The sequence below is a fragment of the Pseudomonas sp. 05N434 genome (genome assembly GCF_056396965.1).
This window is the reverse complement of record NZ_JBFTMK010000085.1, coordinates 1-13,977: the sequence shown is the minus strand read 5'-3', so window position 1 is coordinate 13,977 and position 13,977 is coordinate 1. Positions and strand designations below refer to the sequence as shown.

Sequence of the window (13,977 nt, the reverse complement as noted above, 5' to 3'; positions counted from 1 at the left end):
CCAGAATGTTGCGGTGTTCGGCGTGATAAGGAATTTTCGCCCGACGCGCCCATTGATAGGCCACATGCGGCCAGATGACGCCGTTGAACAGCATCACCACCCAGACCCAGGGCGCGGGGTCGAGTGGATACATCCCTGCACCGACACACAATAGTCCAAGGGCCAGACCCRGGATGCGCGACCCATAAAGCCTCCTGGCCAATGAAAGTCCCTTTCCTCCCTTTTTTTCCATAGAGGCCTCTGTACTACTGAACCGAGCCTGACATCACATGGGTGAAAGTGATTGAAGTCTATCAGGGGAACGGCGAATAGCCATCACCGGATGACGGTCTGACAGCTGGTAGCTCCAATAGTGTGGTATCGCGATGAGGCGAGTGCCCAATGTTTGTCTATACATGAAGTAAGGGATCGATAAACCACGATAAACAGGAGGCCGCTGCAGAGGCTCCGCCAACCACCTTCCGTCCTGATCACTGCAAAAGGAATAGCCTGATGCTTTTGTTGGTTGTCGCTATCGCCGTTTTCGCGGCCTGGAGCTGGTTGAGCTACCCGGCCATCGGTTACTGGCTCTATGACTTGAACATGGCGCTGGAGGCCCGGCTGTATCGGTTGCACAAGCTTATCGTGCCGATCACCGAAATGACCGTCTCGACCTGGCAAGGCGGCCCCTACGAAGCCTCCAGCAACATACTGATGCTGCACGGCTACAGCGCCGACAAGAATATCTGGCTGCGCTTCGCCCGGCATTTCGTCAACGACTACCGGGTGATCATCCCCGACCTCGCCGGCCATGGCGAAACCGGCTTCAAGGCCGGTGGTGGCTACGACATTCCGGTCCAGGCCAAACGATTGATCCAATTGCTCGATGTCTGCGGCGTCGAGAAGGTGCACGTGATCGGCAATTCCATGGGTGGCTACATCGCGGCATGGCTGGCGGTCAATTACCCCGAGCGTATCGTCTCGCTGGCGCTGCTCGATCCGGCTGGCGTCACTGCCCCGGAACCCAGCGACATGGATCGCCACCTGGCTCGCGGCCATAACCCGTTCCTGATTCATTCCCGTGAAGAGTTTCAGCATTTCTACGCCATGACCATGGCTTCGCCGCCATGGGTACCGGGGATCGTGCTGGACGCTGTCGCCCAGCGCTATGAACAGCAGCGCGACGAGCTGGAAGAAATCTTCAGGGACTTCCGGGCCAGCCCGCCGATGGAACCAAAACTGCCCGATATCAAATGCCCGGCGCTGCTGCTGTGGGGGCGCAAGGACCGCTTGATCGACGTCAGCAGCGTGCCCGTCTGGAGCAAGGGCATCGCCGATCTGCGGGTGGAAATCTGGGACGGTGTCGGCCACATGCCGATGGTTGAGCAGCCGACCAAAACCGCACGCTTGTACCGGGAGTTTTTGCGGGCGCATCACATGACCCCCACCGCCTCATAGCAGCTGCTACGGGTTGGCAGATAATTCGGGGGGATGCTCGGCGATTCATACGAGGCGCGATTGATGAACATTCTTTACGACGAACGCATCGACGGCGCCCTGCCCAATGTCGACAAGGCCGTGTTGCTCAAGGCCTTGCAACAGGAGGTGCCGGACCTGGACATCCTCTGGCGCGAGGAAGAACTCAAGCCCTACGAATGCGACGGTCTCTCGGCCTATCGCACCACGCCGATGCTGGTGGCCCTGCCCCGGCATCTTGAACAGGTGCAGGCACTGCTCAAGCTCTGCCATGCCCGGAACGTGCCGGTGGTGGCGCGCGGGGCCGGCACCGGGTTGTCCGGCGGTGCGCTGCCGCTGGACAAAGGCGTGTTGCTGGTGATGGTGCGATTCAACAACATCTTGCACATCGACCCCGCCACCCGCACCGCACGGGTCCAGCCAGGGGTGCGCAACCTGGCGATTTCCCAGGCAGCGGCGCCCTTCGGTTTGTATTACGCACCGGACCCGTCCTCGCAAATCGCTTGCTCAATCGGCGGCAATGTCGCGGAAAACGCCGGTGGCGTGCATTGCCTCAAGTACGGCCTGACTGTGCACAACCTGCTGAAACTCGAAATCCTGACCCTTGAAGGCGAACACCTGACCCTCGGCGCCGACTCGCTGGACGCTCCGGGGTTTGACCTGCTGGCGCTGTTTACCGGCTCCGAAGGCTTGCTGGGGATCATCACCGAAGTCACGGTCAAACTGCTGCCCAAGCCTCAGGTCGCCAAAGTCCTGCTGGCCAGTTTCGATTCCGTGGAAAAGGCCGGTCGCGCGGTGGCCGAAATCATCGCCGCCGGGATCATACCCGGTGGCCTGGAAATGATGGACAACCTGGCGATCCGCGCCGCCGAGGATTTCATCCACGCCGGTTACCCAGTGGATGCCGAAGCGATCCTGCTGTGCGAACTGGACGGCGTCGAAGCCGATGTCCATGACGATTGCGAGCGAGTCCGCGAGGTGTTGCAACAGGCCGGCGCCAGCGAGGTGCGCCAGGCCCGGGACGAGGCCGAGCGCGTGCGGTTCTGGGCCGGACGCAAAAACGCCTTCCCGGCCATCGGCCGCCTCTCGCCGGATTACTACTGCATGGACGGCACCATCCCCCGCCGCGAACTGCCCGGCGTACTCAAGGGCATCGCCAGCCTGGCGCAAGAATATGGCTTGCGGGTAGCCAACGTGTTCCACGCCGGCGACGGCAACATGCACCCGCTGATCCTGTTCGACGCCAACCAGCCCGGCGAACTGGAACGGGCCGAAGCCCTCGGCGGCAAGATCCTCGAACTGTGCGTGAAAGTCGGCGGCAGCATCACCGGTGAGCACGGCGTGGGCCGGGAGAAAATCAATCAGATGTGCGCGCAGTTCAACAGTGACGAGTTGACCTTGTTTCACGCGGTGAAAGCCGCGTTTGACCCGCAGGGGCTGCTCAACCCCGGCAAGAACATCCCGACCCTGCACCGCTGCGCGGAATTCGGCGCGATGCACATTCACGCAGGAAAACTGCCGTTCCCTGACCTGGAGCGTTTCTGATGGCAGATTTCGATGCCAGTGAAGCCCTGCTCGACCAGGTCAGGCAGGCGCTGGAAAACGCCACGCCGCTGCGCATTCAGGGAGGGAACACCAAGGCCTTTCTCGGCCGTGAAGTGGCCGGCGAAGTGCTCGATACCCGCGCCCACTGCGGCATCGTCAGCTATGACCCGACGGAACTGGTGATCAGCGTTCGCGCCGGCACACCGCTGAGCGAACTGTTTGCCGCGCTGGATGCCGCGGGGCAAATGTTGCCCTGCGAGCCGCYGTCGTTCGGCGAAGGCGCCACGGTCGGCGGGATGATCGCGGCGGGGCTGTCCGGGCCACGGCGCCCGTGGGCCGGCTCGGTGCGGGACTTTGTCCTCGGTACGCGGGTGATCAGCGGCCTGGGCACTCACCTGCGCTTTGGCGGCGAAGTGATGAAAAACGTCGCCGGTTATGACCTGTCGCGCCTGATGGTCGGCAGTTACGGCTGCCTCGGGGTGCTGACCGAAGTCTCGCTCAAGGTGCTGCCCAAACCCCGGCAATGCCTGAGCATCAGCCTGGACATCGACTGCGCCCGCGCCTTGGCCAATCTGGCGCAATGGGGCCAGCAACCGCTGCCCATCAGCGCCGCCAGCCACGACGGCCAGCGTTTGTACCTGCGCCTGGAAGGCGGCGAAGGCTCGGTCGCGGCGGCCCATCAACGGCTCGGTGGCGAGCCGCTGGACTCGGGCTATTGGTCCGACCTGAACGAACAACGACTAGACTTTTTCAATGAAGGCCTGCCGCTGTGGCGCTTGTCATTGCCCAATAACCTCGGGCCACTGGACTTGCCCGGCGAGYAGTTGATCGACTGGGGTGGCGCGCAACGCTGGTTGAAATCCGCAGCCGATAACATTCAATCACTGGCTCAGCAGCACGGCGGCCATGCCACCTGTTTCAGCCATGGCGTCACAGAAACGCCTTTCCAGCCCCTGGCCCCGGCGCTGCTGCGCTATCACCGGCAACTCAAGGCGCAACTGGACCCGCAAGGGCTGTTCAACCCTGGCCGGATGTACGCGGAGTTCTAGATGCAAACCAACCTTAGCGAGCAGTCCCGGAAACTGCCCCGCGCCGAAGAAGCGGACAAGATTCTGCGCACCTGCGTGCACTGCGGGTTTTGCAACGCCACCTGTCCGACCTATCAACTGCTCGGCGACGAACTRGACGGGCCACGCGGGCGCATCTACCTGATCAAGCAAGTGCTCGAAGGCGCCCCCGCCACGGCCCAGGCCCAATTGCACCTGGATCGCTGCCTGACCTGCCGCAACTGCGAAACCACCTGCCCGTCCGGGGTGGATTATCACAACCTGCTGGACATTGGCCGCGCCGTGATCGATCAAGCAGTGCCGCGCCCGGCCAGCCAACGGCTGTTGCGTCAGGGCCTGCGGGCATTGGCGCCAAACCCGAACCTGTTCAAGACCCTGCTGCAGATCGGCGCCACTTTCCGGCCGTTGCTACCACGGGGGGTTGAGGCRAAGTTACCCCACGACCTCCCTGCTCCGGGCGAACGCCCCGTCCCTCGGCATGCGCGCCAGGTGTTGATGCTCGAAGGCTGCGTACAACCCGGTCTGTCACCGAACACCAACGCCGCGACGGCGCGGGTGCTGGATCGGCTGGGAATTAGTGTGATTGCGGTGCCGGAAGCCGGCTGCTGCGGTGCGCTGGACTATCACCTCGACGCCCAAGCCGTGGGCCTGGACCGCGCCCGACGCAACATCGACGCTTGGTGGCCGTACCTGGAAAGCGGCGCCGAAGCCATCGTGCAAACCGCCAGCGGCTGCGGCGCATTCATCAAGGACTACGGGCATCTGCTGGAGCGCGACCCGGTTTATGCGGCCAAGGCACGGCGAGTCAGCGAAATGGCGCTGGACCTGGTGCAAGTGCTGGCCGATGAGCCGTTGGAGCGAGTTTGCGCCGCCACCGACCGACGGATCGCCTTTCACTGCCCCTGCACCTTGCAGCACGCACAGAAACTCGGCGGCGCGGTCGAGGCCGTGTTGACGCGGTTGGGCTTCAATCTCACAGCTGTACCCGACAGTCATTTGTGTTGCGGCTCGGCGGGCACCTATTCGATCACCCAACCGGAGTTGGCCCGGCAACTGCGCGACAACAAACTCAACGCCCTGGAAAGCGGCCACCCAGAAGTCATCGCCACCGCCAACATCGGCTGCCAGAGCCACCTCAACAGCGCCGGGCGTACCCCAGTCAGGCACTGGATCGAATTGGTGGACCAAGTGCTGCGTTGACCGAGCAGCCTGAGTGGCAAGAACAGTCCTTGGCAGAATGAAGTTCGTCAGAAACTTCGTTTGTCGGCGCCGCCGAAGGCTGCGATCTTTTCCGGCATCCGTTACGTCACTGCGCCAGGAATTTTTTTCATGAGCCACCCGAATTTCGTCAGCCCTGACCTGATCCGCCAACGCTTCTCCAAAGCGATGTCCGACATGTACCGCGAAGAAGTGCCGCTGTACGGCGCGCTGATGGAACTGGTGGAGCAGACCAACCGCCACGTGCTGGACAGCGACCCGCAAATCGCCCGACAGCTGCACAGCACCGGGGAAATCCAGCGGCTGGACCTGGAGCGCCACGGTGCAATCCGCGTCGGCACCGCCACTGAACTGGCAACCCTCGCCCGCCTGTTCGCGGTGATGGGCATGCAACCGGTGGGCTATTACGACCTGACCCCGGCCGGCGTGCCGGTGYATTCCACTGCATTTCGTGCCGTGCATGAGGCGGCGTTGCAGGTCAGCCCGTTCCGGGTGTTCACCTCGCTACTGCGCCTGGAACTGATCGAAGACACCGAACTGCGGGCCTTTGCCCAATCAGTGCTGGACCAGCGTTCAATCTTCACCCCGGCCGCGCTGACGCTCATCGAGCGCGCCGAAACCCAGGGCGGCCTGACCGAATACGAGGCGCAAGACTTCGTCGCACAAGCCCTGGAAACCTTCCGCTGGCACCACAGCGCCACCGTCACCGCCAAGCAGTACCAGCAACTCAGCGCCCAGCATCGACTGATCGCCGACGTGGTGGCCTTCAAAGGCCCACACATCAATCACCTGACACCACGCACCCTGGACATCGACATCGTCCAGGCACAAATGCCCGCCCATGGCATTACCCCCAAAGCGGTGATCGAAGGCCCACCCCGCCGCCAATGCCCGATTCTGCTGCGTCAAACCAGCTTCAAGGCGCTGGACGAGCCTGTCGCTTTTACCGATCAAGCCGAGATGTGTGGCAGCCACAGCGCCCGCTTCGGTGAAATCGAACAGCGCGGCGCGGCGCTCACACCTAAGGGCCGGGCGCTTTACGACCGTTTGCTCAACGCTGCCCGGGATGAGCTCAAGGAGTTTCCCAACGAAGCCAATGCCGCACGCTACAACGCGCTAATGACGCAGCACTTTGGCGAATTCCCTGACACCGTTGAGGATATGCGCCAACAGGAACTGGCGTACTTTCGCTACTTCGTGACCGAAAAAGGCCTGGCGGCGGATGGGCTGAAAGACGCGTCGCTGGAGGATTTGCTCCGCGACGGGTATGTACGGGTTGAACCGCTGGTGTACGAAGATTTCCTGCCGGTCAGTGCGGCGGGGATTTTTCAGTCGAACCTGGGGGACGCGGCGCAAACCCACTATGGCGTGCATTCGAACCAACAGGCGTTCGAAAAGGCGCTGGGACGGCCGACGATTGATGAGTTGGGCTTGTATGCCGAGACGCAGCGGCGATCGATCGAAGAGTGTTTTGCAGCATTGGGCTTGAAGGTTACCGATTAGGCGTTATGGCCGCGAAAAGATCGCAGCCCTGCGGCAGCTCCTGCAGGAATACGTATTTCATGCAGGAGGGGCCGCCTCGTCGTTCGTCGCGTCGTTGCAGGCACGGCACGTTTTCAACCTTTTAAGCCGCACCGCCCTTGGCCTGTTGCTCCAGGTGCAGTTGCAGCTCTGGATCGATCTTCAGCGCAGCGGCCAGTTCATCCAGATAATTGCGCTCGGCGTCCTGCTGATCGTCCACCAGCATCACGCTGGCCAGGTACATCTCGGCGGCCATGCCCGGGTCCTGAGCGGACTGCGCCACATCGGCGGCATCCAGCGGCCGGGCGACTTCGTCATCGAGCCATTGTTGCAGTTGCGGGTCGTCGGTATGGCGGCCGATTTCAGTGCTGATCATTTGTTTCTCGGCGTCGTCGATACGGCCGTCGGCCTTGGCGGCGGCGATCAAGGCGCGAAGGATGGCGTGGCTGTGGTCTTCGATTTCCGGACCGGACAACAGATCAACGGTACGCGGCGCCTGTTGGGGTGCCGAGGCCTGGCTGCGTTGCCATGCCTGATAGGCCTGGAAGGCCATCATCCCCAAAGAGGCCAACGCCGCATAGTTGGTGCCGCCCGAGCGCGATTGGCTTGAACCGCCCGAAGGGGAACCGCCGCCCAACAGACCACCGAGCAAACCTCCCAGACCTCCGCCGCCAGCACCTCCACTCGCGCTGCCACCCAACAGGCCACCGAGCAAGCCACCCAAGCCGCCTTGAGTCGACGCCGCACCACCACCTTGTTGCGACAACGAGCCCTGGCCGGCCCGCAGTAATTGCTCAAGCAAATCGCTGGTGTTCATGACGACGTCCTCATTGATGGGCAGAAACCAAGTCAGGCAACGATAGTCCTCGCCGGACATTCCGCCAACTCCGTCTGGCTGACGTCAAATGGTGCCCCTTCACACTCCTGACAGAAACTGACAGCGCCTCCTTTTATGCTGCGCCCACCTTCTAATGGAGCAACCCCATGATCACTCCCCGTTTCATTTTGCTTTTCGTGGACAACCCCGCCGTCAGTGCACGGTTTTATGAGTTTCTGCTGGAGCGCAAGCCCGTGGAAGAGTCGCCGACCTTCGCCCTGTTTGTCCTGGACGACGGCTATAAACTGGGGCTCTGGTCGCGGCATACCGCCGAACCTGCAACGACTGTAACGGGCGGCGGGACCGAGCTGGCGTTCCCGGTGGAGTCTGCCGAACAGGTCGATGCACTGTTTGCCAAGTGGAGCGCTCTCGGGCTGACCATGCTGCAAACACCGACCGAACTCGACTTCGGTCGCACCTTCGTCGCCCTTGACCCGGATAGCCATCGGCTGCGTGTGTTCTTTCCTCATTAAGCTGACAACACTGGCATACAACGCTCATGACGTACCCCGGATATTTCCGGGGTATTTTTTTGCGCGGCGTCTAAGATTCAAAGGTGGTGAACCTTATCCCCGAAAATCCGGTCGATACCTGCAACCCGATCCGGTTTGCCGACGCCCTCAATAGCAGGGTGATAACTGGCTTGCTTCATTTTCTGGAGAACGCCCCCGTGATATCCACCGTACACATCGCCAGGCTCAAAGCATGGGGCGCCCATGGTTTTACCGCCACCGGCGTGGTCACTGCTTTCCTCGCGACCCTCGCCCTGCTGGAGAACCAGCCCACCCATTGCCTGCTGTGGCTGGGCGTGGCGCTGATCGTCGACGGGCTGGACGGCGCGCTGGCACGCAAGGTCAATGTGCAATCGGTGCTGCCAAGTTTCGACGGCTCGATCCTCGACCTGGTGATCGACTACCTGACGTATGTGTTTATCCCGGCGCTGTTCATCTACCGTTACATCCCGTTGCCGGACTACACCCTGCTGCTGACCGTGTCGCTGATTCTGGTGTCGTCGCTGTTCTGCTTCTGCAACGTCAACATGAAGAGCAAGGACAACTACTTCCAGGGCTTCCCGGCCGCGTGGAATGTGGTTGCGTTGTGCCTGTACATCATCGGTCCGTCGCCGTGGATCACGTTGCTCACCGTGATCGGCCTGGCGCTGTTGACCGTGACTCGAATGAAATTCCTGCACCCGTTCCGCGTGCGCCGCTTCATGCCGATCAACATTGCCGTGACGGCCATCTGGTTGCTGTGCAGCTTGTCGCTGGTGCTCAACCATCCGGTCATCAATCCACTGGTGATGGGCCTGTGGCTGCTGATGTCGGCGTACTTCCTGGGGATCTGCATCTGGCGCACGGCGCTGGAGTGGTTCGACGGCTCGCGGCTCAAATAGGCACTGCACTCATGCCCATCCATATCGTGCGACTCGGTTCACCTCGCACCGCAAATGAAGGCCTGCGCCTGGGCACGGTACGCCGCCCGCCCCGTGGCGTACCGAAGGCCGAATTCGCCAGCCGTGATTTCTATGATGTGTGGCAACCGCTGCTGTCCCCCAGCCCCGAACTGGTGGCCGAAGCCAAAGCGGCAGAAGATGCCAAAGCCTGGGAGACCTTCAAGCGCAAGTTCAAGGCCGAGATGAACCATCCCGCGCCCAGTCAGCTGCTGGACCTGCTGGCCGCCCTCTCCCATCAAACCTCGCTGGCCGTGGGGTGTTATTGCGAAGACGAAGCGCACTGCCACCGTTCCGTATTGCGGGAGTTGCTGGAGGCACGGGGCGCAAAAATTATTTAGCCAAGATGCAAATTTGATCGCTCGCCCGAATGTTCACGGGCAAGCTGAATACACTTCATAGCCAGAATGGTCGTCGGGTCGATCAATGCCACTTGATGCCCCTTGATCATGAAGGCCTCGCTATGCTGCAGCACCAGCGGCAACTCCGTGCATCCCAGGATAAGCACATCGGCGCCCAGTTCACACAAGTGCTCGGCGGCGATCAGGAGTTGGTCCCTGCAAAGGCCCTCGGTGAACCCGGCCTTGATCCCGAGCGCCCCATAAATCGCATCCATGACCAGCGCCTGGTAATCCACCCCGGGGGCGACTATGTGCAACCCGACTCGCCGGGCGGCCTCGTGGTAGACCTGACTCTTGATCGTGCCCGACGTCGCCAGCAAACCGACTGTTTTCCCGGCGCCATACCGCTGAACGATGGCCTCTACCGTCTCGGCAAGCATGTTCACAATGGGTACGCGCAAGTGTGCCTGGATGCGCTCGACGAATGCGTGGGCGGTGTTGCACGGGATCGCAATCGCATTGGCTCCTGCACTTTCAAGCCGCTTGCAGGTGGCATACATCGCCATCGTCGGATCGGTTTCGTCATTCAGCAAATTGGCGGTGCGATCAGGAATCTGGGGGTTTTGTTCGACCACCATCTTGATGTGCTCCTGGTCACGGCCGGCCGGTGTATGCGCAACCACCTTGCCCATGAAATCGACCGTTGCCGCAGGCCCCACCCCGCCGACGATCCCAAGCTTGAAGGGTGGGCGATTCGACTGACCTTTCTGCTGGGTCGCGAAGACGGCATAAATCTCATTGATATCCAGCACCGTGATGCCCCGCCGCTGCAGGTCGCCGCTGACCAACGAGAGCTCGGTCATGCCCGGCAAGACCATCGTGGCCCCCTGCTCCTGAAGCGACAGGCAGGCCTGATACACACATTCCAGCGGTACACCGTCAAGGTAGCCATCCTTGATGCCGTTGACGCCATACATCGCTTCCATCAACCCCGATTGTTCGTCGGCACCTGGATAAACGAGTTTGAAGTCGGAGCCGAAGTAGCGTTCGAACAAACCGGCGTGACGAACATAGTCTGAGGCGAGAATGCCCAATACCGTGCCGGGTTCAACAACATGATCGATGTGCCTGCGCAATGCGGCCATCATGTCCAGAACCGGTATGCCTATCTCCTCCTGTATCTCTTCGCGGAAAGTGTGACTGGCAAAACACGGCAGTACGATCGCGCTGACCCCGCTGGCCTCGAAAGTCTGACAGACCTGGAAAACATAGAACTTTCTGGAGGTCATGCTCGCGCCCCGATCCAACGGCATCAGCACATCTTTGAACGGGTGTTGCTCGAACAGGAAGTGATAGCGGCCTTGATCCTCAAGCACCGCCCTGGACTTCACCAACTTATAGAAAAGATCGCCGCCGGCCAGTGAGCCAAGCCCGCCGACGATGCCCAGTTTGTGTACCAATGAAGACTCACGGGATGGCTTTGATTTCGTTTTCATGGTGATAGCGCTCAGACGGTGGCTACAGAGCGAACAGGCAGTGGGGACACCTCGGTTTGCGGCACGTCGTCCGGCTCTTCGAGAGGCTCGGATTTAGCGATCACGGCTGTTGCGATGCTGTTGCCCACCACATTGGTGGCCGTCCTGGCCATATCGAGGAACTGATCAATACCGATGATCAGCAAAATGCCAGCCTCTGGCAGATTGAACATGGGCAACGTCGCCGCCACGACCACCACCGAAGCCCGGGCAACACCCGCCATGCCCTTGCTGGTAATCATCAGCGTCAGCAAGATCAGCAGCTGCTGCGTAAAGCTCAAATCAATGTTGTAGGCCTGAGCGATGAACATAATGGCGAAGGCTTGATACATCATCGAGCCGTCGAGGTTGAATGAGTACCCCAGTGGCAGTACGAAGCTGGATACCCGCTTGGGTGCGCCGAACTTCTCCAGCGCTTCCATGGTTTTTGGATCCCCATAGAATCACAATGCCCAGGTAGAACTCGGCAATCAGTTTTCCATAATCGACCAGCAAGCCGAGACCTTGGGTGGTGATGGCCGAAGCGATGGCGGCAAAGACACCAACTGGCGCAAAGGCCATGACATAGTCAGTGATCTTGAACATCACCTTGCCCAGTTCTTCAATGCTGTCGGTGATCTTCGTATAGCCAGCGCGCTTGATGCCTGCCAGCGCAAAGCCGAAAAACAGAGAGAACACTACAATTTGCAGAATCTCATTGTTGGCCATGGCTTCTGCGATGCTTCGAGGGAACACGTGACTGATGAATACCTTGAGGCTGAAGTCACCCGTGCTGACAACGGCCGGCGCCGCTGCGCCTTGAGTCACCTGCAGATCCAGACCCGCGCCTGGCTGGAACACATTCACCAGCAACATGCCAATGAACAGCGAAATGATTGAGGCCGACACGAACCAGATCATCGCCCTCGCGCCGATCCGCCCTACGGATCGGGAATTACCCATGCTGGCAATACCACCGACCAGTGTGGCGAACACCAAAGGCGCGATGATCATCTTGATCAACCGCAGGAAAATGTCCGTCACCATCGAGAAGTAGGAGGCGATCTCCCTGGCGGCTTTCTCATCCGCTGCGAAATGATGGCAGGCCCAACCTGCAAGGACGCCCAAGGCGATAGCCATCGCAATCTGGCGGGGTAGTCTGTTTCTTTTCACGGTGCATTTCCTCAAGTGGTTTTGTAGGTCTTTTTACTTGGCAGGAGACAAGATTGAAGTGCCCCGATGTTCTGCGGCAGCGGGGTTGTGGCACCGATTCTAAGGACGCCATTCACGCCGGATGATGAGTAATCACCATAGGCTGATGCGTTTTTGGAATAGTTTGCGAAATTCCCTTAATGGCGCCATTGCACCGCAGTAAACTCTTCGCCAGAGACGCAATGAGGTGCCAGCATGCAAACCAAATGGTTGGACGATCTTCTGGCGATTGCCGAATGGAAGAACTTTTCCCGAGCGGCGGAAGTGCGTTGCGTCACGCAGTCCGCGTTGTCCCGGCGGATTCGTTCACTTGAAGAATGGGTGGGCGCCGAACTGGTGGATCGCGGCACTTATCCTGTCCAGCTGACTCAAGCGGGCCGCAGCTTCTGTGAAGAGGGGCGCGAGGCGCTGTCGGCGTTGCTGCAATTGCGCCTGGCCCTTCGCGAAGGCGAACGAATGCCGGGGCGCTCGATTCAGGTCACCGCCGGGCACAGTCTTTCAATGACCTTCCTGCCTAAATGGCTCACCCAGTTTCAACAGCAGAATGAGCCCTTCAATGCTCGCGTGGTGGCTGCGAACATCCACGATGCGGTGATTGCGCTGGAGGAAGGCAGCTGCGATTTGATGATCGTCTACCACCATCCCCTCGCCCCGATCCAGCTCGACCCCGAGAAGTTCGGCAGCTTGACCCTGGGGCATGATTCGTTCGTTCCACTGTGCGCGCCGGACAATAACGGCAAACCGTTGCATCGGCTGCCGGGGACGGCCGCCAAGCCAGTGCCGCACCTGGCCTATACCGCGACCACTTTTTTGGGTCGCGTGGCCGATATCGTCATCAAGAATGCACCGACTGCTTGCGTGCTTGATCGTTGCTTTGAGGCGGACATGGCCATGTTGCTGATGAGAATGGCGATCGAGGGCTACGGCGTTGCCTGGCTGCCCCTGAGCGCCGTGACCGATGAACTGGAGCGAGGGCAATTGGTGCTGGCCGGCGGCGATGAATGGAAGACCCGGCTGGAGATTCGTTCGTATTGTTCGATCGCCAATCAGAACCCGACGATGCGCGAGCTTTGGAAGACGCTTGAGACCGCATCGCGAGCAAACCCGCTCCCACATTAGAACCGGACGAGGGGTTGATCATGGTCAATAATGAAAGGATTGAGATGTATTGAACGACCACCGTCTGCTCGCTTACCCACGGGAGGTTTGTCATGTCTGGTGAATCACGCTTCATGCTGGTCGCTTCACCGCTGATGGAGCACAGCCCCGCCTTCGACCGGGCCGCGATGCTGGCCAAGGCCGAGGGGGCGGCCCTGCACATCGTGGCCTTCGACTATCTGGAAGGTCTGGCGACCGCCAGCCTGGTCAACGAAAAAGCCCTGGAACAGATGCGCTTGGGCTACGTCGAGCGTCACCGCCAGTGGCTTGAGGAACAGGCCCATCCCTTGCGCAAGATCGGTGTACACGTCACCACCGAGGTGGCCTGGGTCGAGCATCCGCTGGAGGAAATCCTGATTCACCTCAAAGAGCAGCCGATGGACGTGCTGATCAAGGCGCTGGAGCATCAATCGCGGCTGTCGCGACTGGTGTTTACGCCCCTCGACGTGCATTTGCTGCGCGAATGCCCGGTGCCGCTGCATTTCGTCAGCCATGCCACTCGCGCGTTGCCGCGCAAGATCGTCGCCGCGGTCGACCCGCTTCATCGCGACGATCACTACAAAAGCTTCAAMGACAGAATCCTTCACGAAGCATCGAAACTGGCGAGCGCCTGCAATGC

13 protein-coding genes and 1 pseudogene are annotated in these 13,977 nt (G+C 60.5%); 10 read left to right on the top strand and 4 right to left on the bottom strand.

Annotated elements, in window-relative coordinates; all coding sequences use genetic code 11:
- Nucleotides 1-232, bottom strand: a 232-nt coding sequence (locus tag AC1DLB_RS08315; RefSeq protein WP_477784855.1) for an MASE2 domain-containing protein, incomplete at its 3' end; no start/stop codon positions are given.
- Between the two features lie 260 nt (nt 233-492).
- Between AC1DLB_RS08315 and AC1DLB_RS08310 the strand changes: the two genes are divergently transcribed.
- From AC1DLB_RS08310 to hglS, 5 genes are all read left to right on the top strand, one after another.
- Nucleotides 493-1,437 carry an alpha/beta fold hydrolase gene (locus tag AC1DLB_RS08310; protein WP_258613683.1) on the top strand — a complete coding sequence of 315 codons (945 nt, stop codon included), beginning with the start codon at nt 493-495 and terminating at the stop codon, nt 1,435-1,437.
- Between the two features lie 63 nt (nt 1,438-1,500).
- A complete protein-coding gene (gene glcD, locus AC1DLB_RS08305; RefSeq protein WP_477744564.1) occupies nt 1,501-3,000 on the top strand; it encodes a glycolate oxidase subunit GlcD in 1,500 nt (499 codons plus the stop codon).
- Entirely contained in the window at nt 3,000-4,049 is a 1,050-nt protein-coding gene (gene glcE / locus AC1DLB_RS08300; RefSeq protein WP_477784854.1) for a glycolate oxidase subunit GlcE, read from the top strand. The genes glcD and glcE overlap by 1 nt, the downstream gene beginning before the upstream one ends.
- The gene (gene glcF, locus AC1DLB_RS08295; protein WP_477744562.1) at nt 4,050-5,267 is read left to right on the top strand and encodes a glycolate oxidase subunit GlcF; all 1,218 of its coding nucleotides are present in this window, start codon (nt 4,050-4,052) and stop codon (nt 5,265-5,267) included.
- 129 nt (nt 5,268-5,396) lie between these two features.
- Nucleotides 5,397-6,788, top strand: a complete 1,392-nt coding sequence (gene hglS / locus AC1DLB_RS08290; RefSeq protein WP_477784853.1) for a 2-oxoadipate dioxygenase/decarboxylase HglS — start codon at nt 5,397-5,399, stop codon at nt 6,786-6,788.
- A 121-nt stretch (nt 6,789-6,909) separates the two neighbouring features.
- On the opposite strand, the gene AC1DLB_RS08285 is transcribed toward hglS, so the two are convergent.
- Nucleotides 6,910-7,683, bottom strand: a complete 774-nt coding sequence (locus tag AC1DLB_RS08285) for a tellurite resistance TerB family protein (RefSeq protein WP_138867220.1) — start codon at nt 7,681-7,683, stop codon at nt 6,910-6,912.
- Nucleotides 7,684-7,790: 107 nt separating this feature from the next.
- Between AC1DLB_RS08285 and AC1DLB_RS08280 the strand changes: the two genes are divergently transcribed.
- The 3 genes from AC1DLB_RS08280 (at nt 7,791) to AC1DLB_RS08270 (ending at nt 9,474) form a co-directional block, all read left to right on the top strand.
- A complete protein-coding gene (locus AC1DLB_RS08280) occupies nt 7,791-8,156 on the top strand; it encodes a VOC family protein (RefSeq protein ID WP_018928044.1) in 366 nt (121 codons plus the stop codon).
- A gap of 197 nt (nt 8,157-8,353) precedes the next feature.
- Nucleotides 8,354-9,076, top strand: a complete 723-nt coding sequence (gene pcsA / locus AC1DLB_RS08275) for a phosphatidylcholine synthase (RefSeq protein WP_018928045.1) — start codon at nt 8,354-8,356, stop codon at nt 9,074-9,076.
- An 11-nt stretch (nt 9,077-9,087) separates the two neighbouring features.
- Nucleotides 9,088-9,474 carry a DUF488 domain-containing protein gene (locus tag AC1DLB_RS08270; protein WP_477744560.1) on the top strand — a complete coding sequence of 129 codons (387 nt, stop codon included), beginning with the start codon at nt 9,088-9,090 and terminating at the stop codon, nt 9,472-9,474.
- Here the strand turns inward: AC1DLB_RS08270 and cuyB are convergent.
- A complete protein-coding gene (gene cuyB, locus AC1DLB_RS08265; RefSeq protein WP_477744559.1) occupies nt 9,471-10,970 on the bottom strand; it encodes a cysteate racemase in 1,500 nt (499 codons plus the stop codon). The genes AC1DLB_RS08270 and cuyB overlap by 4 nt on opposite strands.
- 11 nt (nt 10,971-10,981) lie before the next feature.
- A pseudogene (locus AC1DLB_RS08260) lies at nt 10,982-12,161 on the bottom strand (dicarboxylate/amino acid:cation symporter).
- 234 nt (nt 12,162-12,395) lie between these two features.
- Here AC1DLB_RS08260 and AC1DLB_RS08255 point away from each other — a divergent pair.
- Together AC1DLB_RS08255 and AC1DLB_RS08250 are read left to right on the top strand one after the other, a co-directional pair.
- The gene (locus AC1DLB_RS08255) at nt 12,396-13,319 is read left to right on the top strand and encodes a LysR substrate-binding domain-containing protein (protein ID WP_018928049.1); all 924 of its coding nucleotides are present in this window, start codon (nt 12,396-12,398) and stop codon (nt 13,317-13,319) included.
- 92 nt (nt 13,320-13,411) lie between these two features.
- On the top strand, nt 13,412-13,977 hold a 566-nt coding region (locus AC1DLB_RS08250; protein WP_477784852.1), incomplete at its 3' end, for a universal stress protein.